Origin of the sequence: Sodalis sp. RH19 (assembly GCF_047324215.1) — a bacterium.
Lineage (GTDB): Bacteria > Pseudomonadota > Gammaproteobacteria > Enterobacterales > Enterobacteriaceae > Acerihabitans.
Window position 1 is genome coordinate 4,586,714 of the sequence record NZ_CP178734.1, and the last position, 19,729, is coordinate 4,606,442.

Annotated in this window: 23 protein-coding genes; 7 read left to right on the top strand and 16 right to left on the bottom strand. The window is 60.8% G+C overall.

From position 1 onward, the window contains the following. The first annotated feature begins 38 nt into the window (after window positions 1-38). Together pstB and phoU are read left to right on the top strand one after the other, a co-directional pair. Window positions 39-815, top strand: coding sequence for a phosphate ABC transporter ATP-binding protein PstB (gene pstB, locus ACL2XF_RS20645; RefSeq protein ID WP_410012853.1), 777 nt, complete (start codon window positions 39-41; stop codon window positions 813-815). Between the two features lie 14 nt (window positions 816-829). Beyond that, window positions 830-1,594: a phosphate signaling complex protein PhoU gene (phoU, locus tag ACL2XF_RS20650; RefSeq protein WP_410012854.1), complete on the top strand. Its 765-nt coding sequence runs from the start codon at window positions 830-832 to the stop codon at window positions 1,592-1,594. Window positions 1,595-1,607: 13 nt separating this feature from the next. On the opposite strand, the gene yieH is transcribed toward phoU, so the two are convergent. Next, on the bottom strand, window positions 1,608-2,291 hold the full coding sequence (gene yieH, locus ACL2XF_RS20655; RefSeq protein ID WP_413721760.1) for a 6-phosphogluconate phosphatase: 684 nt from the start codon (window positions 2,289-2,291) through the stop codon (window positions 1,608-1,610). Between the two features lie 337 nt (window positions 2,292-2,628). Here yieH and ACL2XF_RS20660 point away from each other — a divergent pair, with 337 nt between their 5' ends. The 5 genes from ACL2XF_RS20660 to ACL2XF_RS20680 all read left to right on the top strand — a co-directional run bounded on the left by ACL2XF_RS20660 (window position 2,629) and on the right by ACL2XF_RS20680 (window position 6,024). Continuing rightward, window positions 2,629-2,910 (top strand): PTS sugar transporter subunit IIB, encoded by a 282-nt coding sequence (locus ACL2XF_RS20660; RefSeq protein WP_410012856.1) that lies wholly within the window; start codon window positions 2,629-2,631, stop codon window positions 2,908-2,910. 4 nt (window positions 2,911-2,914) lie between these two features. Beyond that, the gene (locus ACL2XF_RS20665; protein WP_410012857.1) at window positions 2,915-4,288 is read left to right on the top strand and encodes a PTS galactitol transporter subunit IIC; all 1,374 of its coding nucleotides are present in this window, start codon (window positions 2,915-2,917) and stop codon (window positions 4,286-4,288) included. Between the two features lie 2 nt (window positions 4,289-4,290). Next, a complete protein-coding gene (locus tag ACL2XF_RS20670) occupies window positions 4,291-4,746 on the top strand; it encodes a PTS sugar transporter subunit IIA (RefSeq protein WP_413727447.1) in 456 nt (151 codons plus the stop codon). Window positions 4,747-4,803: 57 nt separating this feature from the next. Further along, window positions 4,804-5,088 carry a DNA-binding protein gene (locus ACL2XF_RS20675; RefSeq protein ID WP_413721759.1) on the top strand — a complete coding sequence of 95 codons (285 nt, stop codon included), beginning with the start codon at window positions 4,804-4,806 and terminating at the stop codon, window positions 5,086-5,088. Window positions 5,089-5,253: 165 nt separating this feature from the next. Continuing rightward, a complete protein-coding gene (locus ACL2XF_RS20680; protein ID WP_413727448.1) occupies window positions 5,254-6,024 on the top strand; it encodes a hypothetical protein in 771 nt (256 codons plus the stop codon). On the opposite strand, the gene ACL2XF_RS20685 is transcribed toward ACL2XF_RS20680, so the two are convergent. From ACL2XF_RS20685 to ACL2XF_RS20755, 15 genes are read right to left on the bottom strand one after another with little or no spacing between them, the layout of a single operon-like run. Then, the gene (locus ACL2XF_RS20685) at window positions 6,005-7,237 is read right to left on the bottom strand and encodes a beta-ketoacyl-ACP synthase (protein WP_410012861.1); all 1,233 of its coding nucleotides are present in this window, start codon (window positions 7,235-7,237) and stop codon (window positions 6,005-6,007) included. The genes ACL2XF_RS20680 and ACL2XF_RS20685 overlap by 20 nt on opposite strands. Next, window positions 7,234-7,965, bottom strand: coding sequence for a 3-ketoacyl-ACP reductase FabG2 (locus ACL2XF_RS20690; protein ID WP_410012862.1), 732 nt, complete (start codon window positions 7,963-7,965; stop codon window positions 7,234-7,236). Before ACL2XF_RS20690 ends, ACL2XF_RS20685 begins: the two co-directional genes overlap by 4 nt. Before the next feature lie 4 nt (window positions 7,966-7,969). Continuing rightward, on the bottom strand, window positions 7,970-8,431 hold the full coding sequence (locus tag ACL2XF_RS20695; protein WP_413723519.1) for a 3-hydroxy-fatty acyl-ACP dehydratase: 462 nt from the start codon (window positions 8,429-8,431) through the stop codon (window positions 7,970-7,972). A gap of 10 nt (window positions 8,432-8,441) precedes the next feature. Next, complete coding sequence (locus ACL2XF_RS20700) at window positions 8,442-9,626, bottom strand: beta-ketoacyl-[acyl-carrier-protein] synthase family protein (protein ID WP_413721756.1); 1,185 nt, start codon at window positions 9,624-9,626, stop codon at window positions 8,442-8,444. 3 nt (window positions 9,627-9,629) lie between these two features. Further along, the gene (locus ACL2XF_RS20705) at window positions 9,630-10,196 is read right to left on the bottom strand and encodes a DUF3261 domain-containing protein (protein WP_410012864.1); all 567 of its coding nucleotides are present in this window, start codon (window positions 10,194-10,196) and stop codon (window positions 9,630-9,632) included. Next, entirely contained in the window at window positions 10,196-12,526 is a 2,331-nt protein-coding gene (locus ACL2XF_RS20710) for an MMPL family transporter (RefSeq protein WP_413721755.1), read from the bottom strand. Before ACL2XF_RS20710 ends, ACL2XF_RS20705 begins: the two co-directional genes overlap by 1 nt. Then, on the bottom strand, window positions 12,498-13,109 hold the full coding sequence (locus tag ACL2XF_RS20715; protein WP_410016675.1) for a LolA family protein: 612 nt from the start codon (window positions 13,107-13,109) through the stop codon (window positions 12,498-12,500). Before ACL2XF_RS20715 ends, ACL2XF_RS20710 begins: the two co-directional genes overlap by 29 nt. After that, entirely contained in the window at window positions 13,109-13,528 is a 420-nt protein-coding gene (locus ACL2XF_RS20720) for an acyl-CoA thioesterase (RefSeq protein ID WP_410016676.1), read from the bottom strand. The genes ACL2XF_RS20715 and ACL2XF_RS20720 overlap by 1 nt, the downstream gene beginning before the upstream one ends. A gap of 4 nt (window positions 13,529-13,532) precedes the next feature. Further along, window positions 13,533-15,272, bottom strand: a complete 1,740-nt coding sequence (locus ACL2XF_RS20725) for a glycosyltransferase family 2 protein (RefSeq protein WP_413727449.1) — start codon at window positions 15,270-15,272, stop codon at window positions 13,533-13,535. Continuing rightward, window positions 15,263-17,014, bottom strand: a complete 1,752-nt coding sequence (locus ACL2XF_RS20730; RefSeq protein WP_413727450.1) for an AMP-binding protein — start codon at window positions 17,012-17,014, stop codon at window positions 15,263-15,265. The genes ACL2XF_RS20725 and ACL2XF_RS20730 overlap by 10 nt, the downstream gene beginning before the upstream one ends. 5 nt (window positions 17,015-17,019) lie before the next feature. Then, entirely contained in the window at window positions 17,020-17,616 is a 597-nt protein-coding gene (locus ACL2XF_RS20735) for a hypothetical protein (RefSeq protein ID WP_410012868.1), read from the bottom strand. A 4-nt stretch (window positions 17,617-17,620) separates the two neighbouring features. Beyond that, entirely contained in the window at window positions 17,621-17,866 is a 246-nt protein-coding gene (locus ACL2XF_RS20740; protein WP_410012869.1) for an acyl carrier protein, read from the bottom strand. A gap of 39 nt (window positions 17,867-17,905) precedes the next feature. Beyond that, on the bottom strand, window positions 17,906-18,169 hold the full coding sequence (locus ACL2XF_RS20745) for a phosphopantetheine-binding protein (RefSeq protein WP_410012870.1): 264 nt from the start codon (window positions 18,167-18,169) through the stop codon (window positions 17,906-17,908). A gap of 18 nt (window positions 18,170-18,187) precedes the next feature. Beyond that, complete coding sequence (locus tag ACL2XF_RS20750) at window positions 18,188-18,991, bottom strand: lysophospholipid acyltransferase family protein (protein ID WP_413727451.1); 804 nt, start codon at window positions 18,989-18,991, stop codon at window positions 18,188-18,190. Further along, window positions 18,991-19,713, bottom strand: a complete 723-nt coding sequence (locus ACL2XF_RS20755) for a beta-ketoacyl synthase chain length factor (RefSeq protein ID WP_413727452.1) — start codon at window positions 19,711-19,713, stop codon at window positions 18,991-18,993. The genes ACL2XF_RS20750 and ACL2XF_RS20755 overlap by 1 nt, the downstream gene beginning before the upstream one ends. Window positions 19,714-19,729 lie beyond the last annotated feature (16 nt).

Genomic DNA, 19,729 nt, shown 5'->3' on the forward strand with positions numbered 1-19,729 from the left:
GGCGCCGACGCGTCTTTGATCGAAAGAGAGAGTGTTGCATGAGCGGGATCAACAACGCCAACGACAGCAAAGTACAGGTTCGCGATCTGAATTTTTATTACGGTAAATTTCATGCGCTGAAAAATATCAGCCTGGACATTGCCCGTAACCAGGTGACGGCTTTTATCGGCCCGTCCGGCTGCGGTAAATCCACGCTGTTGCGTTGCTTTAATAAAATGTACCAGCTTTATCCGGAGCAGCGCGCCGAAGGGGAGATCCTGCTGGACGGGGACAATATCCTCACCGATAAGCGCGATGTTTCCCTGCTGCGCGCCCGGGTCGGCATGGTGTTCCAGAAGCCGACCCCCTTTCCGATGTCTATTTATGACAATATCGCGTTCGGCGTGCGCCTGTTTGAGAAACTGTCGCGCAGCGAGATGGAGGAGCGCGTGCAGTGGTCGCTGACCAAAGCGGCGCTGTGGAACGAAACCAAGGACAAATTGCACCAGAGCGGTTATAGCCTGTCCGGCGGCCAGCAGCAGCGTTTATGTATCGCGCGCGGCATTGCCATTCGCCCCGATGTGCTGTTGCTCGATGAGCCCTGTTCAGCCCTGGATCCGATCTCGACCGGACGTATCGAAGAGCTGATTTCAGAATTGAAAGCGGATTATACCGTGGTGATAGTGACGCATAATATGCAGCAGGCGGCGCGTTGCTCCGATCACACGGCATTTATGTATCTCGGCGAGTTAATTGAATTCAACGATACGGATAGCATTTTCACCGCACCGAAGAACAAACAAACCGAAGATTATATTACTGGCCGCTATGGTTAATAACGGGATATATCATGGAAAACCTGAATCTCAATAAGCATATTTCCGGCCAGTTTAACGCCGAACTGGAACACATACGCACCCAGGTGATGGCGATGGGCGGCCTGGTGGAGCAACAGCTTACCGACGCCATCAGCGCGATGCACAGCCAGGATGAAGAATTGGCCAAACGGGTCATCGCCGGGGACGTCAAGGTGAATGCGATGGAGGTGGCCATTGATGAGGCCTGTGTGCGTATTATTGCCAAGCGCCAGCCTACCGCCAGCGATTTACGCCTGGTGATATCGATCATCAAAACCATATCCGAACTGGAGCGTATCGGCGACGGCGCGGATAAAATCTGCCGTACCGCGCTGGAAAAATACTCCCAGCAGCATTTGCAGATGCTGGTCAGCCTGGAGTCGCTTGGACGCCATACGGTGCAGATGCTTCATGACGTGCTGGACGCCTTTGCGCGCATGGATTTGGATGAGGCGATCCGGATTTATCGCGAGGATAAAAAAGTCGACCAGGAATACGAGGGTATCGTCCGTCAGCTGATGACCTATATGATGGAAGATCCCCGCACTATTCCCAGCGTGCTGACGGCGCTGTTTTGCGCCCGCTCCATCGAGCGTATCGGCGATCGCTGCCAGAATATCTGCGAATATATTTTCTATTTTGTTAAGGGACAGGACTTCCGCCATGTGGGCGGCGACGCGCTGGAAACGCTGCTGACGGGCACGGGTAAAGATAAGGCCGCGGATGCCGGCGGCGAGGCCAGTCCGCCGAAGGAATAATAATCCTGGCCGATCATACCAATACTTCCGGTGCGCCGGTCAACGCCCATCCCCGCGCGCGCCATAACGCCGGCAGCTGACCCATATCATCAAAGCGGGTGACCAGCGGGTGGTCAATCGGCGGATTATGCGCATCGGCGCAATAGTAAAATACCGGCATGCCGGCGGCGATGCCCGCCTGGACGCCGGACACCGAATCCTCGACTAAAATGCATTGCGCCACCGGTACCCCCAGCTGGGCGGCGGCATGATGGATCACCGCCGGGTCGGGCTTCCAGCGCTGCACATCGTAACCGCTGAACAGACGTTGCGCAAAAAACGGCAGCAGCGACGTCAGGCCAAGCGAGTGCTCCATTTTACTGACCGGACCGTTGGACACCACCGCCATCGGTACGACGATCCGCTGCAAAAGCTCGCGCACGCCCTCGATGGCAACCAGCCGCTCATCAAACAGCCGGGCTACATGCGCGCGGTACTCGGCTTCCAGGATATCCGCCCGCTGGCGCAGGCCGTGCTGTTCCCTCATACGATCGAAGATGTCATTGAGTTTTACGCCTTTGAAATCCCTGATGGCATCGGTAAGCGTCAGCGCAATGCCGTATTGGGCGAACAGGAGCACATAGGCCTCGCAACACAAGATCTCGCTGTCCACCAGCGTGCCGTCACAATCAAATAATACGCATGTTTTGTCCGTCATTAACCCTGTCCTTATACCGTTGCCGGGAATATCCGCTCTTACTTTACCCGATCAGGGCGGACAAGCGATCGCTTAACCCGTTGCCGCGCCTGTTTTTTGGCCCCGGCCGCGGGCAGCGGTGGATACCCGCTTAACCCGGCTGGTGGGTGTTACACAGTGGAACACACGGCCATAATGTTTTTTATAATATAAACAATTATATATCAACAACATATATAAGGATAATAGTGTAGTTAAAAATATATTGTCATCTCAGTGTGTAAAATTACACATCGATCACATTTAGCGATTCATTAACATGTTTTAATCATCCCACTTCTTCGACTGGGAACTGACTATGAAACATATGATGATTTGCTGCGGCGCCGGCGTTGCCACCAGCACCGTGGCGCTGAAAAAACTGGAAGCTTACCTGCAGGGGGAAAACTTGCTGGATAAGGTGCGCATATCACAGGGTACCGTGGCGGAAGCCGCCACCCGCGACGATGTGGACTTTATCGTTTCCACCTCGCCGGTGAAAGTGTCCGTACCGGTCATTAACGCTTTGCCCCTGTTGACCGGCATGGGGACCGACAAAGTATTCAGCAGCGTTAAAGAATTGATTCTCGCCGAGGGTTAATACCATGTTTGTTATCGATTATATCGTGAGCATGGGGGCCTCGGTCATGATGCCCCTGATCTTCATTTTGCTGGGATTGCTGCTGCGTTTATCCATCGCCAAATCGATTAAAGCCGGGCTGATGGTGGGGATCGGTTTTATCGGATTAAGCATTACCGTTAACCTGATGATTGATTCGTTAACGCCCGTCAGCCATGCCATTGTCGAGCGGTTCGGCCTGAACCTGACGGTATTGGACATGGGATGGCCCGCCGCCGCCGCCGTGGCCATGGGTACCCGGGTCGGCGCGCTGGTGATCCCGGTGTGCGTCGCCATCAATGTCCTGATGCTCTATACCAAGACCACCCGTATCCTGAACGTGGATATCTGGAACCTGTGGCATCACGCGTTTACCGGCTCGCTGGTGGCCATTATCACCGGTAACCTCTGGCTGGGGGTGCTGGCCGCCGGGCTGAACTGTATCGTCACCATGGTGATAGCCGATCGCACCACCGCCGATGTGGAAAAATACCTCAATTTGCCGGGTATCTCGGTGCCGCATGGTTTTTCCGCGTCGTTTGTGCCCGCCGCCTGGCTGGTTAACGCGATAGTCGATCGTATCCCCGGCGTGCGCGATATTAAAATCGATACCGATGTGATTCAAAAGCGCTTATCGATATTAGGCGATCCCGCCTGCCTGGGCGCGATTATCGGCGCCATCCTGGCCGTTATCGCCGGGGTTGATGTGAAGGCCATCCTGCAAACCGCCATCACCATGGCCGCGGTGATGACCATTATCCCCCGCATGGCCAAGATGTTGATGGAAGGGGTCTATCCCATCAGCGAGCGTATCCAGGAAATTGCGCAGTCCCGGGCCGGTTCGTTCGGCAAAATTTCCATCGGGCTGGATTCCGCCGTCAGCGTCGGCCATCCGGTTACCCTGTCGGTGTCGATGCTGATGATCCCGATTATGCTGGTGCTGGCGGCGATTATCCCCGGTAATCAGTTTCTGCCGTTCGCCTCGCTGACGGGCCTGCCGTTTGCCTTTGTGCTGGTGACCGCCGTATGCCGGGGCGATATGTTCCGCACCCTGCTCACCGGCCTGCTCACCCTGAGCCTGGCGCTGTTAATCGGCACCAGCCTGGCGCCGCTGGTGACCAGTACCGCCGTCAGCACCGGGTTCTCGTTACCCCATGGCGCAACCAGTATCAGCAGCGTTGATTATGCCGGCGCAATGCTGCCCTGGGTCATTATCCAGGGGTTCTATTTCAAGGCCATCGGCGTCGGCGTGCTGATCCTCTTGGCGCTGCTGCTGGCGCTATGGAACCGCAAAAAAATCCTCCGTGAGGACCGGTTGGCGGCGCAAACGGGCGCCGCCGGCACAGAGATGGGAGAATAATCATGATGTTCAGCGCCGAGCGCGTCTTCACCATTACCCAGCCGATAAGCCGGGATGAACTGCTGACCCTGATGGCGGACAGCCTGTACGCGGACGGCTTGGTCAAAGCAAGCTTTCGCCAGGGCGTGCTTGATCGGGAAGCGGTTTATCCCACCGGCATCGATATGGAGACGCACAGTATCGCCATACCCCATACCGAGTTTGAACATGTGCTCGCCACCGGCGTTGCCGTCGCGGTAAACCAGGCGGGGGTGGAGTTCCATCGCACCGATGAGCCACAAGCGGTGGTAAAACCGGCCGTCGTGGTGTTGATGGCCATCGATCCGTCGTGCGAAAAAGTGGCCATTATCCAATCCCTGTTTGCATTGCTGGGGGATATTGAGCAGGTTAACAAAATCGGCGGAAACTCGCCGGAGGGCATCGCGAAACTGTTCACTGAATCCATCACTACCCGTTAGAATGAAGCCGGAATCTCCCTACGCCTTCAGAGAAATGCGATGTTAAGAATAAGCCAGGTGATTGAGATAGCAATGGTCAGCCGCAAGACGGTTTATAACGCCATCAACAGCGGCCGCCTGAAATATCAGATGGTTAACCTGGATAACCGTCAGGTGCGCATGTTTCATGAACATGACGTGCTTGACGCGTTTCCCAAAGCCAACCGCACTTCGCTCGAAGTGCGGGCGCTGCAGCAGGAGATCGCCTCCCTGAAATTCGCCCTGGCGGAGCTGCAAAAGGCGGTGGAGGCCATGGATCCTTCCGTTCAGGTGGAGATGATCGCGGCAAAACCTAAAAAATAGGCGTCCGGTGTTCGCTTGCTGTCCCGGTTTGTTTGGTTTAAGCAATATTAAGCAAGGATCGTCAAATTATCATTGCATAAAAGTACATGTACAACCGCGTTGGTTTATCATTAAATGGGCCGGGAAAAGGTGCTTATATTTAATTTATCGTTACCAAGGAAGGTTATGTGGTATTTTTCGGCAACCAATATACGGCATGATATAAATAATGATTACCTTGATTATGCTGAGGAGGCCAATCAACCGCTTATATCCGAGGTAAACTCGATCAGTAATAGTCAAATATCTATAAATGCTAGCGCTACTAATATGCCCGTTCACAAGCCTTTTTTCCGGCGCGTAATGCAGCGCATGGCCGATATGCTGGCTTATGTCGGCAATTATTTTCATCATGGCGACCAACAGTGGTCTTTTGGCGCCACAAACAGTTCTCACCCCAAGATGGGCGCTATCGTACCATTACTTGATGAGCCGTCAATGGCAAGAGCTACCCTTATCATTAACGACCTTATGGTCCCTTTGCCGTCCCTGGGAGATAAACAACAGACAGTTGAAGAAAAGGTTTATTTTATCGGGATTGCCGTTATACGGCTGGCTGAATCGAAAGCGCAGAACTTAATTCATGGCCGCGCAAAGAAAAAGGCATGTGAAATAATAAATAAGGGTGATGACCATCCGGGCATCGGTATGCTGAGGCATATAGATAGCAGCTGCAAAGGGCAGAAAAGTTTTGCCGTGTCGCTGCTCGTTCTGGCCATGGAAATAGGCCGTATGGATTTGTCGTGTTCCGGTTCTAAAAAATTTGGCGATTCACTGCATGCCATGGCCGTGTTATGGGGCTATATTCTTGCCAATGCCGCGACCGGCGGCATCAATGGAACGGGCATCGGCTTGGTGGATGAGCGCGCGGGCGGCGTCAGTGTGCCCAGCGTTTAATAATCAGTGAAGTATTAATACCGCCGAAGGCAAAGTTATTGGACTGGATATAACCGGTGTCGATGAGCCTGGGCTGGCCGGTGATATAGTCCAAATCGCCGCATTCCGGGTCCGGCTGGCGCAGGTTAAGCGTTGGGGCAAACCAGCCCTCGCGCATCATTTCCAGGCTCATCCAGGCTTCCAGCGCGCCGCAGGCCCCCAGCGTGTGGCCGAAATAGCTCTTCAGCGAGGATATCGGCGTGGTATTACCGAATAGCGCGGCGGTGGCGCGGCTCTCGGCAATGTCGCCGCGTTCCGTGGCGGTGCCGTGCGCGCTGATATAGCCGATGTCCCCGCTGGACACGCCGGCGTTTTGCAGCGCCTGCGCCATACAGATTTGCATGGTGGACTGCTGCGGCTGGGTAATATGGCTGGCATCGCAGTTGGTGGCGAACCCCACCAGCTCGCCATAAATAGTGGCGCCCCTGGCCCGGGCAAAATCCAGCGCTTCCAATACCAGCGTGCCCGCGCCTTCGCCAATGACCAGTCCGTCCCGGTTGACATCAAAGGGGGCGGGTGTGAGCTTCGGCGCGTCGTTAAGCTGGCTGGTGGCAAACAGCGTATCGAAGGCCGCCGCCTCGGAAGGACAGAGCTCCTCGGCGCCGCCGGCCACCATGACCGTTTGGTAGCCATGCTTGATGGCTTCATAGGCATACCCGATGGCCTGGCTGCCGGAGGTGCAGGCGCTGGAGGTGGGGATTACCCGGCCGCGCAGGCCGAAGAACAATCCGGCATTGACCGCCGTGGTATGCGGCATCATCTGCACATAGGTGGTGCCGGTGATATTGTGGGTGTGTTTCTCCGTCAGCATGGTGGCGAAATCGCTGATGGGTTTGGTGCTGCCGGTGGACGAGCCGTAGGCAATGCCTGTTTCGCCGCCGGTCAGGATGGCATCATTCAGCAGCCCCGCCTGTTCCAGCGCCAGTTCGGTGGCCCGGGTCGCCAGCAGCGATACCCGGCCCATGGAGCGGATGCGCTTGCGGGTATAATGTTCGGGCAGCGCAAAGGCGGGCAGCGGGGCGGCCAGCAGGGTATTCAACCCGTCGAACTCGCGCCACTGCGGCATGGCGACCACGGCGTTTTCCAGGCGCTTAAGGCCTTGCGCCACCGCCTGCCAGCTTTCGCCAAAGGCGGTGACGCCGCCCATGCCGGTAATCACCACGCGGCGGTTCATAGCATGCCTCCGTTAATGGAGATGACCTGGCGTGTGATATAACCGGCCATGTCCGACATCAGGTAGCCGGCAAGTCCCGCCACTTCATCCGCCTGCCCCATGCGTTTCATCGGGATAAGGCCCATGGCCTGGTCCAGGGCGCGCGCGTCCAGGTCGATCATGCCGGTATCAATCAGCCCCGGCGCAATGCAGTTAACGGTGATATGCCGTTTCGCCAGCTCAACCGCCAGCGCCTTGGTGGCGCCGATAATGCCGGCCTTGGCCGCGCTGTAGTTGACCTGTCCCCGGTTGCCGATGAGACCGGATACCGAGGACAGGGTGATGATGCGCCCGCCGTCGCGCAGGCCGATCATCGGCATGATGCAGGGATGCAACACGTTATAGAAACTGTCGAGATTGGTATGCATTACACTGTCCCAATCCTCGCCGTCCAGCGCCGGGAAGGCGCCGTCGCGGGTCATGCCGGCATTGCTGACCACGCCGTAATACGCGCCGTGCCGGTCGATATCCGCCGTTATCGCCTGACGGCATGCGTCGCGGTCGGCGACATCAAAGGCGATAATCCGTCCCCGGCCGCCCTGCGCCGTTATCCGCAGCAGCGTTTCCTCCGCCCCTGCCCGGTCATGATGATAGTGAACGATTGCCGTAAAGCCGTCCCGCGCCAGCTGGCAGGCTATCGCGCGTCCTATTCCCTTACTGGCTCCCGTCACCAATACCGAGCGTGTCATCGTCTTATTCCTGTAATAATGGGTTAATTTCATTTTCATCGGGCTGATAAGTATTCAGCCGCCCGGAAGCAAGCGTGTCGCCGGCGCACTCTATCCGGCATTCAAAGCTGCCGATACGCTCATCCCGCAGCAACAGGCTGATGCTGATATCCAGCTCGCTGCCATGGGGAAATACCGGCCGGGCGCAGTGTAAGGCGCGCGCGCCCAACAGCAGGCCGGGACGGGGCGGCTCGCCGCGCTGCCGCCCATGCCAGCCGGACCAGACGCCGATGGTTTGCGCCATCATCTCCAGTGCGTACCAGGCGGGCAAATCGCCGTGCCTATTCAGAAAGGGACCCAGCACGCCTTCGCGGCCGACGGCGACCCGGCAGCGGGCATGCAGATCGTCGATAGCGCAGACGTGTTCGATCAGCACCATCGGCGTGTCGTGCGGCAGATAGTGCGCGGCGGGCAAGGCATCGGGCATGACGGGTGTTTCAGGCAACATGGCTTACCTCGTTATCGCCCAGAATAAGGCAGGTATTATTGCCGCCGAAGGCGAACGAGTTGGACATGATATAACGCCGGGCCAGGCGGGCGGGCGCGGTCAGCAGGCCGAACTCCGCCAGGCCGGGATCGAGGGTGGCGGCGGAGAAATCCTGCGGCGGCAGCGGCAGGGAGTCGGTCAGCAATAACCAGCCGAGCGCCGCCTCGATTGCCCCGGCGGCGCCCAGCGTATGGCCGGTCAGGTGTTTGGTTGAACTGCAGGGAACCTGTTGACCGAACAGACGGTGAATCACCAGCGCTTCGATGCGGTCGTTCAGCGGGGTGGCGGTACCGTGTAGATTAATGTAACCGATATCCGACGCCGCGAGATTGGCGTCCGCCAGGGCCATTTCAATGGCGCGGATCGCGCCGCTGCCTTCGGGATGGGGCGCTGACATATGCCAGGCGTCGGAGGATTCGCCGATGCCCCGCAGGGCAACGGCGCCCTGCGCCCGGGTCAGCAGCAGCAGCGCCGCGCCTTCGCCGATGCTGATGCCGTCGCGCTCGGCGCTGAACGGCCGGCAGCGTTCCGCGGATAACGATTCCAGGCTGTCGAACCCGTTGATCGGCATCCGGCTCAGGCTATCGGCGCCGCCGACGATGGCCGCGTCCGCCATGCCGGTTTCAATCAGCCGGCGTCCGCTGATAATCGCCCGCGCGCTGGAAGAGCAGGCGGTGGATAAGGTATAGGCCGGGCCCTCCAATTGCAGGAACGCGGCGAGAAAACGCGCCGGATCCCCTAATTCCTGCATCTGATAATAATATCCTGGCGATGTTTCCCCGCGCGCGGCGGCGGTAACCTGCCGATCGCATTCATCCAGCCCCGAGGTGCTGGTGCCCAGCACGATGGCCACGCGCTCCGCGCCAAAGGCGGCCACGGCGTCGTCCACCTGGGCGCGGATTTGCGCCAGCGCCCCCAGCAGCAGGCGATTATTACGGCTATCGTGGCGCTGAAGCCGGGCGGGTATCCGCGGCAGAGGGCCGGTAACCGCTCCCAGCCAGCAGGGACGCCCCCGCAATAGCCAGTCATGGCTCAGTTTCATCCCCGGCGCCACGCCGCGCGTAAGATTGGCGGCGATCTCCGCCATATCGTTACCCAGGGCATTTAGCATGCCGACCGCTGAAATTGAAATCATCGTTTAGTCGTCCAGATGTTGAATGGCGATCTGGTAATGGAAAACCAGGTTATGCAGCTCGACCGGCTGACGCCGGCCCGCAATTAACCCATAGCGTATCTCGGTTACGCTATGGCCGCCGGGATCCGCCAGCACCCGCCGGTCGGCCTGGTCCACCAGCGTCCAGCCTGGCGGCAGCACCTCGCGCCAGGCCGCGGCCGGCCAATAGCTTAGCATGATATCCGCCAAAACCTGGCTCGCCGGCGGCAGCTGCGGCAGCACCACCGATTGCTCGGTATGGATCCCCTGCCGGTCGTAGGCGACTTTAAACAGGCGGATACCGAGCGATGACAGCCCCACCAGGGTTAACCGCTGCCCATCGGCATTCAGCAGCACCAGCAGGGATTGCGCACCGTGTCCCGGTACTGTGGCGGTCAGTAACTGCTGTTCGCTGATGGCCGGTGTTATGCCGGGCTGCGGCAGCCTTACGGACACCCCGGGTTTTAGCCAGGCCGACGGCGCTTTCGGTCCGGCGGCGCAGGCGGCAAGCAGCAGGGCCGGCAGCAGCACCAGTGCGGATAATGCTTTCATCAATAATCCCCCCGCCCGGGCGGCAAAGCCAGCGGCGACAATAAAAAGGCGGTGAAAATACCGCTGCACAGAACGATGCCGAAGCTGGCGATGGCCTGGGTGTGGCTGAACACCAGCATGCCCAGGGTCAGGGAAGTGGTCATCACCGCCAGGGTCACCGCCAGCATCGACGTGGAGGGTGTGCCGCGCGGATTGGCGAAAAACAGCTGATAGTTGATGCCGATGCCCAGCACCAATACCAGCGCCAGCATGGAAAATAAATTCAGCGCATGGCCGCTTAACGCCAGCACCGACAGGCCCGCCCCCAGGGATAATAGCGTCGGGATCAGGCTTAGCAGGCCCTGCCGCCAGCCCTGGCGCGCGATAAAGCTCGCGGCAATCACCCCAATCGAGGCCAGCAGCAGCCAGCCGAGCTTATGCCGGTAGGCGGCGAACATCGCATCGAAGTCCGCCTTGCGATCCACCCAGCTGACGCCGGGCCGGGATTGGGCAAGGTGTCGCAGCGCCGCACTGTCGGTCACGCCGCTTACCGGGATCAGTACCGCGCTTTGCCCGTCGGCCAGGCTAAGCCATAACAGGCGCCAGCCTTCGCTGACCACGCTCGCCAGCCAGTCCGTGGGCGATACCGGCATCGGACTGAGATCGGGCGCCGCGGCGCCCACCCCGATTTGCCCCAGGCGCTCGACCGCCGCCGGCGCCGCCCGGGTCAGCAAGGCCAGATCCTCGCGCTGGCGCCGCTGCGACGACAACGGCGGCATCCGGTAGCCCGCCAGAATGCCCCGGCTTTGCGCCTGCGCCAGGGCCGGCGCCAGTTGCTCCATGCGCTGCAGCGTCTGCTCCGCGCTGGCGCCGGTAACCACCAACCATTTTTGATCCTGTTCCTGACCGGAGAGCCGGGCGATGTCTTCTTCCTGCTGATGAATCTGCTGCGGCAGCGCCTGCAATTGGGCGATATCATCGTCAATCCGCAGTTGCAGCAGCCCGGCCAGGGTAAATACGGCCAGCGCCAGCGGCAGGCCGACGCGCAGGACCTTACGATGCCGCCAGGCGGACAGCCAGGCGCGGATAAGCGGCAACGCCGGGGTGGGCCGCACCGGCAAACGCCTGGTGAGCAGCGGGTACCAGCAGATCACCGTCAGGCAGGCGGCGCTCAGCCCGGCGGCGGCGAACACCGCCAGCTGACGCAGGCCGGGGAAGGGGGCCAGCACCATGATAAGGTAGGCCGCCACCGTGGTCGCCAGCGCCGCCGACAGCGCCGGCAGTACCTTGCGCAGGCTGGCCATCGGTGTATTTTGCCGGCCGTGTACCAGGCGCTCGGTCAGGTAGTAGAGCGTGTAGTCGGCGGAAATGCCGACGATGCTGATGCTCATCATCAGCGTCATGACATGCAGCTCGCCAAAGAGCAGCAGGCAGGCCACGGTGCCCGCCAGCGCGCCGACGGCCACCGACAGGGCGCAGCATAGCAGGGGCAGCGGCGAACGGAATACCAGCCCGATCAGCAGCAGCACGCCGATGACCGTCGCCAGTCCCAGGGTGGAAATATCATGCCTGGCCTGCTGGCTGGCGTAGTCGCTGTAAAACAGCGTGCCGCGGGATAACAGCCGCGCGCCCGGCCAGCGCGTTTCCAATTGCTGGCGCAGTTGCGCCAGCCGCAGGGCCACCTGATGGGACGACTGCATATCATAGGAGGAGGCGGCCAGCTCTGCGTGGATCAGATACCATGCGGCGCCCTGCGGGTCCCGGCTCATCAGCCAGCCCTGGTCAAGGGTCAGGCGGCCGGCGGACTGTTGCAGCGCCAGCTGGGACCCGCGCACCAGCAGCAGCGGGTCGTGCTGCAGTTCCTGGCCGCCGACCCCGGCAAACGCGGAGTAAAGCTGGCCGGCAATCCAATCGGCCTGCGCGCCGCCGCCCTGTTGCAGCCGCGCGCGGGTCTGGTCGTCAATCATGGCGTTACGATGCTGGAAATAAAACCGGCCCCATTGCTGCTGCTGCTGTTCGGTCATCGGGCCTTTCACCGCGCCCATGCCGGGCAGGGCAGCCACCTGTTGCGCCCACCATTGCACCGGCGCCAATCCCTGCCCGTCGGCGGGACTGACCATCCAGACCAGCTGGCGGTCGAGGCGTTGCATAAAACCGTCGTACACCGCCGGCGGCAACGGGCCCATGGCCTGGCGCGGCAGCAACGCCAATACGCTGCTGTTAATCTGGCTGCGCGGCAGCAGCAGCGCCAACGCCAGCAACAGCCCCAGGCAGATCAGCAGCCAGGCCGCCGCCGCGCGCAGGTAGAATTTACTGAAGGATTCACTGCTCAAAGCGCTGCTGCTCGTCATGGCTCAGTACCCCGGGCTGCGTGCGCTGCCGGCTGAAGGTAATGGCGGTGCTGTCTCCCTGCTTATCCTCCAGCAGGATATGATCAAGATAGGTTTGGCCGGTAAGCGTGATGGCCGTGAAGAGCTTATCCAGCGGTGAAGTCTTTGGCACCAGCACCAGTTGCCAGTTTTCCTGGCCTTTATCGGTGAATTGCAGGGTAAAGTTTTGCTCCAGCACCGCGCGGTCGGCCTGGAACAGGGCGCGCAGCAGATGATTAAAGCGGAACATCTGCGGATTACCGGCGGCGGTGACCACCTCAGGCGGCTGGTTGCCGGTGATTTGCACCATTTTGCTGTCGTTGAGGATCAGGGTTAGCAGAAACGGCTGCTGCTGCTGCCACCACAGACCGTTTTGCCGGGCGATAAGCAGCTCGCCCGATGAGCGCAGCGGGCGGGCGATGCCGCTGATGCTGCGCTGCTGATCAAAATGCGCGCGCACCACCGGCTGCCCGGCGAAACGCTGCTGCAGCGCATCAAGCGTAACCGCCCGGGCGTTGACGGCGGCAAGGCAGCAAAGCAGCAGGCCCGGCAACAGCTTTTTCATCATACTATCCCCATGCGTTGCAACAGTGCCTGCGGGCTGACAAAACAGAGCTCGCGGCTGTGGCGCTCCACCGCCACCTGGATGGTGTAGCCGGTGGTGGTTTTATTACCGCTCGGCCGGTCGAAAATGCTATAGCCGATGCGCAGGCGGTTCTCGTATTCCTCAATGCGCGCCTGAACGCGGATGGATTGCTCAAAGGTCAGCGGCGCGCGGTATTTGACGCGCGCATCCACTACCGGCCACAGATAACCGGAAGCTTCCATCTGCCGGTAGCCGTAATCGAACTGATTAAGCAGCGCCTCGCGCGCGATCTCCATATACCGCAAATAGTGGCCGTGCCAAACGACGCCCATGGCGTCGACATCATGAAACGGGACGGTTATCTCTATTTCCGCGCTAAACCGCGGATCGGTTAACAGCATATCAGGCCTCGGGTGGCTGCGGCGCCTGCTCGTCGGGCAGGCGCCAGAAATCAAAAAAATTAAACCAGTCGAGCGGCGAGCGCAGGCAGTAGTGCTGCAACCGCCCCGCATACCTGTCGACGGTTTGCTGCAGCGCCTGCTGCCGCTGCTGGCGCGGCAGCTCGAGCCGGTCGGCGAAATGTTCGTAATAAATACGTAGCTTGCCCTGCTCTTTCAGGGCAAACATCAGGGCTACAGGGCAGCGCAGGGCCGCCGCCAGCACAAACGGGCCTTGGGGGAACGGCGCGGGCCGGCCGAGGAATTCACTCCATATTACCCGGCGTCCGGCGCCCCGCTGCTGCGCCTGTACCGGCGTGCGATCGCCGACGATGGCCACCCATTCCCCCAGATCCAGCTTCTCGCGCAGCAGGATGGCGGTTTCCGGCCCGATATCCGTCACCGGGATCAGGTTGATGCCCGCATCCGGGTTGATCTGTTCCAGCAGCCTCCTGAAACGCTGCGCGTGGGCGCTGAATACCAGCGCGTTGATCCTGACCCGGCCGCCGCCCTGCGCCAGGGCGCGGCAGACTTCAATATCGCCCAGGTGGGAGGCCAGGATCAGCAGGCCGCGCTGGCGGTCGATATCCGGCTGCGCCGGGGACTGTTCGGCAAAATCAATCTGCTCCCCGAGCTTGATATCGCCTTGCCAGCCGGCCAGCTTATCCAGCATCGCGTCGCCGAAGCGCATAAAATGGCGAAAACTGGACAAGCGGCCCGGCAGCTCAATACCCTGGAGGGCGGCGGTCTGTCTCAGCCGGTGCAAATACTGCCCGGACGCGCGGCGCTGGGCCCGGCCGGTGAGCCAAAAATAACCGATAACCGGATAGAGCAAGGCGTTAAATAGCCTGCGGCCGCCGCAACGGTAGGCGGCCAGCATAAAACGCATACCCATGGCGCCGTGCCGCTCGGCCATGCCGGACCAATGCAGGGACGGCGGGCGCCGCCGCCAGTTGCGCCGCAACAGCGCGGGAATACGCGGCAACATGCCGAAAAACAGCCGGGTATGCATCCAGGAAATGCGGCAGTTATCGCGCAGCCCGTCAAAATGGGATAATCCGTCCACGGGGTAGATGACCCGGGTCGGCACAAACAGGCTCTCGTTGCCCTGCCAATAAAGGCGGACCATCACCTCGGTATCGAAGTCCATGCGCGCGCCAAGCGTAACCCGCCGGCCCAGCGACAGGGTGGCGGCGATGGGATAGACGCGAAAGCCGCACATGCTGTCTTGCAGCGACAGCGACAGCGTTTCGATCCATACCCAGACATGGGTAATATAGCGGCCATACAGCCTGGCGCGCGGCACCGAATCATCGTATACCGGCCGGCCGGAAATCAGCTTATCCGGCGCGGCGGCGGCGGCGCGCAGCAGCAGGGGGATGTCCTCCAGCTGATGCTGGCCGTCGGCGTCCACCTGCAGCGCATGGGTATAACCGGCCGCCGCCGCGGCGGCAAGTCCCGTCATTACCGCCCGGCCCTTACCCTGGTTTGCCGCCAGGCGCAGCAGGGTGATGCCGTCTTGCCCGGCGCAAAGCCGCTCAAGAATGTTCCGGGTAGGGGCGCCGCTGCCGTCGTCGATAATAAAGCAGTGCAGGCCGTAGGGCCGCAGGCGCGTCAGTACCCCGGTCAGCATGGGACCATGGTTGAAACAGGGGATGATGACACAGGTCGTCGGCTCCGCGGCGCGGGCATCGGTCAGGGACATAGCATTATTTTCCCGCTGCTGACCGTGGGCCCGTCCATGAGATCGGCATCGCAAAGCGTATAGCGAAAGCGTAATAACCGGTGCGGCGCCTGCCACTCCAGATGCAGGCGCAGCGTTTGGCCCGGTTTAACCGGAAGCTGGAACTTAACGTTCTCAATGCCGCTGAACTGAACGGCGGGCGCCGGCTGATCGCCGCCCGGCGCTTCACGCGCCAGCAGCTCCCGGAAATAGTGCAGCGCCCAATCTACCTGCGCCACCCCCGGTAATATCGGCCGTGCGGGAAAATGGCCGCGAAACCAGAACAGAGCCGGATCCAGCCGCAGCAGCAGTTCGGCCCGGTTCCAGTCCGGCGTCAGGCGGGAAATCTCAGTGGGAAGCATAATAAAAAACAACTCCTTGAGCCGATCCCAGTCGTATTTGCCGCGCGCCGTACGCGGCAGCGCGCCGGCCACGCGCCAGTAACGCGGCACGGCCACCGGTTCGAGCCAGGCGCCGAGCGCGCGCCGGTATTGCCGCACCAGCGCCGGCAGGGAGCCTGCGGCCAGGCGTTCTTTTCCCGCCGGCGACAGCACTATCACCGCGCCGAGGGTGTGGCGGCCGTGCCTGGTCAGCGGCAGCGCCACCGCCTCGGCGATATCCGGCAGCGCGTTCAGGCGCTGCTCGATGTCGGCCAGCGACAGCCGCTTTTCTTCGATATTGACCACCCGATCGTCGCGTCCCGCCAGGGAAAACTGACGGCCATCTTCGCCGAATACCAGCCGATCGTCCAGTAATTGCCCTTCAGGCCCGGCTATCAGCGCCGAAGTCGCCCTGATCCCGCCCGCGGCGGCATGAAATTCAACGCCGTCGAACGGTTGCCATAAATCAGCCTCGCCAAAGCGGCGCCGCCAGGCCAGAATTCCGGTTTCGGTGGCGCCGTAAATATCGGTCACCGCGGCCGACAGCCATTGCCCGGCGGCCCGTGCGTCGGGCCAGGACAGCGGCCCGCCGGCGGAAAATAGCGCAATACAGCGCGGCGCGGGCAGCCGGGGGTCGATGCGCGCCAGAAAGGCCGGACTGCTGATAAACAGCACCGGGTGCCCGGCGCACTGGCGGATAAATTGTTCCGGATAACGCGCGATTTCCAGGGTAAAGGGCAGGCCCAGGCTCATCGGTAGAAAAAGGGCGAAGGTCAGTCCGTATAAATGCTGATGGGTAACGCTTGAGATCACCCGGCACCCGGCAAGCGTATCCCCCCCCGCCTGGTCGCGCGTCAGCGCCGCCAGCCAGCGGGATTCGGTTTCCATGGCGCGCAGCGTTTTGGTCACCTCTTTCGGCCGGCCGGTGGAGCCGGAGGTGAACAGTACCAGACGGGCGTCTTCCGCCAGCGGCGGCAGGGGCAGGGCGGCGGGCTGTTGATGCTGCCGGGGGTCAAGCAGCGGGCAGTCCAGGGCCAGCGGCAGGGTGCTGATGACGCCGTCGAATAAATGCCGTTGCTCCGCCAGCAGCGCCTGCCGGTTATGGCCGGGAATGACCGGCGTTTTGCCGCTATGCCAAAGCGCGAGCAGCGCCACCAGGAAGCCGTAGGCATCGTCGAAGCACAGCGCCCACCGAGTGCCGCCGGCATCGGCCAGGGCATGCCATAATACCGTGACGTCATGGCGCAATTGCCCCAGGTCGAGGCATCGATCGCCCTGCCAGGCGACAGGCGTGGCATCGGGGCGCTCCCGGCTCAGCCAGCGCGCGGGAGGGAAAAATGGCAAAGGCGCTAGCCGGCTTGTGTCCGTTTCCTGATTATCCATTCCGTTCCCATCAGCAGCCCCATCAGCAGATAACTGATGACGCCGTTATACAGCGCCCATAAGGACATATTCCCGTACAGGCAGGTAAACAGCGCCACGCCGCCGTTAATCATAAAAAACAGGCACCAGGCCTGGGTCACCCGCCGTGTATAGGCTATCGCCCGCGGCGGCAGACGGGGTCGCCGCAGCCGGGCCAGACGTTCCACCACGCTGGCCCGGCTGAGCAGCGATGCGCCAAACAGCAGCAGCATCAATAGGTTCATCATCACCGGATACCAGAGCAGTAAATGATGGCTTCGCAGCAGCCAACTGGCCGCGCACAGCAGAATGCCGAACAGCGCCAGCGCTTTGGCCAGCCAGTCCAGCGCCGGCAGCAGGCCCCGCAGCACCAGCAGACGCAGCAGGAAAACGGCGGCCAGCGCCAGCGCCGTCAGGCCGGGTCGCCCGTGGGCGCTGCCGTACCACACGGCGAACGGATACAGTATCATCCCCCCCAGGCTGAACAGGCGGGCCGCCCCGAGCGCCAGGAAGCGGGCCGGGACAGCCGCGCAACGGGCAGTCACGGCGTTATTCCGCCAGCAGTATGGCCACCGCATCCACCACATCCTGCACCGTGCGTACGGATTTAAATGCCTCGGGCTTGATTTTCCTGCCGGTTTTTTTCTGCAAATGCACCACCATATCCACGGCGTCGATGCTGTCGAGATCCAAATCCTCATACAGGCGCGCCTGTGGCGTGATAAGTGCCGGGTCGATTTCAAATAATGCGATCAGCAGTTGCGTCACGTCTTGGTAAATTGCGTGTTTATCCATCTTTGGACCTGTTTTTATAAGCACTGCTTTGAAGAATACTTATCCGGCGGCGCGTTGCGACTGAATAAACGCCGACAAGGTAGCCACCGAAAAAAAGTGCCTGCGTATTTCCTGGTTTTCCGCCGAAAGTACGACGTTATAACGGTTTTTTACCGCCAGCCCCAATTCCAGGGCGTCGATAGAGTCCAAGCCCAGCCCATCGCCAAACAGCGGTGCGTCGGTGTCGATGTCGTCCCTGCCGATCCCTTCTAGATTCAGGGTGTCGATTATCAACTGTTTAATTTCCTGGTTAAGCTGTTCCATGATGTTATCTCAAAAAATTTAGCTATGTTCCGGTGCCAGGATCCCGGCCAAATGCCGGGTCAGACGCCGCGCCGCCAGCGCGGGCGACGGGTCCCCACCGGCAAAAAAATCACCGGCGGAAAACCGCGTCTTGACCTCAACGGTGAACAGCGGCTTGGTCCGCGGGATCTGGTACCACTTGCTGCCCTTGCTGAGAAACAGCTGGCTGCAGTGGATATGGACAATACGGATATCGCATGCGCTGCGCACCGCCAGGTTCGCCGCCCCGCGGTGCAGCTTCATCGGTACGCCGGGGCGCGATCGCGTTCCTTCCGGAAAAATCAGCAGGCTGCTCCCCGCGTGCAGCCGTTTACTGCTTTCCATGAGCAGCAGCTCCGCCTGCGTATTAATCAGGTAATCCGCCGCCCTGATGGCCCCGCGGACATAGATGTTATCCAATAGCGCCCGCTTGACGATGCAATCGCATTGCGGCATGACCGAGGCCAGCAGTACGTAATCAAGCAGCGTCGGATGATTCGCCAGTACCAGGTTACCGCTATCTTCGCGCAACAGATGCGCGCCGTGGATATGGTAATCCAGAACGCCCAGCCGCCGCGTGACCCCGAGGAATAACCGGAAGCTGCCGGAAATGACCGCGCGCGCGCGGCGGGTGCGCGCATGCGGATCTTTTTGCCGCAGGCACAGGATATGAAACCACGCCGTCAGCAGCAATCCGCCGATTCCGAATAAAGCGAAGCAACAGCCGGTCATCAGCATGCGCCAGACAAACTTCAGTTGATTATCGGGCCGGCGGACGGCGGGTGTGGCCACGCGGGTGCTCATTAACAACTCCAGTGCCAGCTCAGGCGCTCGCTGGTCAGGGTAAACGCCGGCGCGCCGCTTAACCAGCCGTGCAGGAAAGCCAGGCTTTGCGGCAGCATGCCGGGAGAAATGGGCTTATCCAGGCGCTGCGATCGGCAGCGCAGCGTAGCGCCCGGCGTCAGCAACAGCGCCACTGCATAAGGATAATCCGGGGTCTGTTCCGCCAGGTACGGGCGGTAGAATGCCGGGATGGTATTATCGAAATCCACCAGCAGCACCCGCTGATAACCGCTGTGCAAAAATAGCTGCGCTTCAACCAGGCCCTGCTGGAAACTGTCTTCCCCGGCGGAAAGAGAGGCGGATGCCAGCGGCGCCTTCGCCACTATCGTCAGGCTGCCGACGGCGGCATTGTGTACCGACATGGCGAAATCGGTGGGAGACGGCGGCGTGAGCCCCGCCAGCGCCTCGAGTATACGCTGGTTGCGCTCCAGCTCGCCGTGACGGCTGGAAAAAATTACCGCATCGGGCTGATGGCGCTGCAACAACGCCAGGCCGTTGTCTACCGCCAGCCGGCTGCCCGCGCTCAGGCGCCGGGCCGTCATCATCGGCAGGTGAGGGCAGTCCGGCAGCGGCGCATCGCGGGCGATAAGCGGCGCGGCAACGCTCCAGCGCCGCCAGTCGTCCCGCCCGGACAAGCCGGGCGCCGAGGCCTGCCAGTCAAGGATGTTTAACGATATTTGCATATAATCTCACTGGCAT

Bases quoted from the DNA above. Each gene is read 5' to 3' on its own strand.
- ACL2XF_RS20725 (WP_413727449.1), bottom strand. From the start codon at position 15,272: ATGTCCCTGACCGATGCCCGCGCCGCGGAGCCGACGACCTGTGTCATC.
- ACL2XF_RS20685 (WP_410012861.1), bottom strand. From the start codon at position 7,237: ATGAACCGCCGCGTGGTGATTACCGGCATGGGCGGCGTCACCGCCTTT.
- ACL2XF_RS20750 (WP_413727451.1), bottom strand. From the start codon at position 18,991: ATGAGCACCCGCGTGGCCACACCCGCCGTCCGCCGGCCCGATAATCAA.
- ACL2XF_RS20700 (WP_413721756.1), bottom strand. From the start codon at position 9,626: ATGATTTCAATTTCAGCGGTCGGCATGCTAAATGCCCTGGGTAACGAT.
- ACL2XF_RS20690 (WP_410012862.1), bottom strand. From the start codon at position 7,965: ATGACACGCTCGGTATTGGTGACGGGAGCCAGTAAGGGAATAGGACGC.
- pstB (WP_410012853.1), top strand. From the start codon at position 39: ATGAGCGGGATCAACAACGCCAACGACAGCAAAGTACAGGTTCGCGAT.
- ACL2XF_RS20670 (WP_413727447.1), top strand. From the start codon at position 4,291: ATGATGTTCAGCGCCGAGCGCGTCTTCACCATTACCCAGCCGATAAGC.
- ACL2XF_RS20755 (WP_413727452.1), bottom strand. From the start codon at position 19,713: ATGCAAATATCGTTAAACATCCTTGACTGGCAGGCCTCGGCGCCCGGC.
- phoU (WP_410012854.1), top strand. From the start codon at position 830: ATGGAAAACCTGAATCTCAATAAGCATATTTCCGGCCAGTTTAACGCC.
- ACL2XF_RS20680 (WP_413727448.1), top strand. From the start codon at position 5,254: ATGTGGTATTTTTCGGCAACCAATATACGGCATGATATAAATAATGAT.
- ACL2XF_RS20705 (WP_410012864.1), bottom strand. From the start codon at position 10,196: ATGAAAGCATTATCCGCACTGGTGCTGCTGCCGGCCCTGCTGCTTGCC.
- ACL2XF_RS20745 (WP_410012870.1), bottom strand. From the start codon at position 18,169: ATGGAACAGCTTAACCAGGAAATTAAACAGTTGATAATCGACACCCTG.
- ACL2XF_RS20665 (WP_410012857.1), top strand. From the start codon at position 2,915: ATGTTTGTTATCGATTATATCGTGAGCATGGGGGCCTCGGTCATGATG.
- ACL2XF_RS20710 (WP_413721755.1), bottom strand. From the start codon at position 12,526: ATGACGAGCAGCAGCGCTTTGAGCAGTGAATCCTTCAGTAAATTCTAC.
- yieH (WP_413721760.1), bottom strand. From the start codon at position 2,291: ATGACGGACAAAACATGCGTATTATTTGATTGTGACGGCACGCTGGTG.
- ACL2XF_RS20740 (WP_410012869.1), bottom strand. From the start codon at position 17,866: ATGGATAAACACGCAATTTACCAAGACGTGACGCAACTGCTGATCGCA.
- ACL2XF_RS20695 (WP_413723519.1), bottom strand. From the start codon at position 8,431: ATGCCCGATGCCTTGCCCGCCGCGCACTATCTGCCGCACGACACGCCG.
- ACL2XF_RS20660 (WP_410012856.1), top strand. From the start codon at position 2,629: ATGAAACATATGATGATTTGCTGCGGCGCCGGCGTTGCCACCAGCACC.
- ACL2XF_RS20715 (WP_410016675.1), bottom strand. From the start codon at position 13,109: ATGAAAAAGCTGTTGCCGGGCCTGCTGCTTTGCTGCCTTGCCGCCGTC.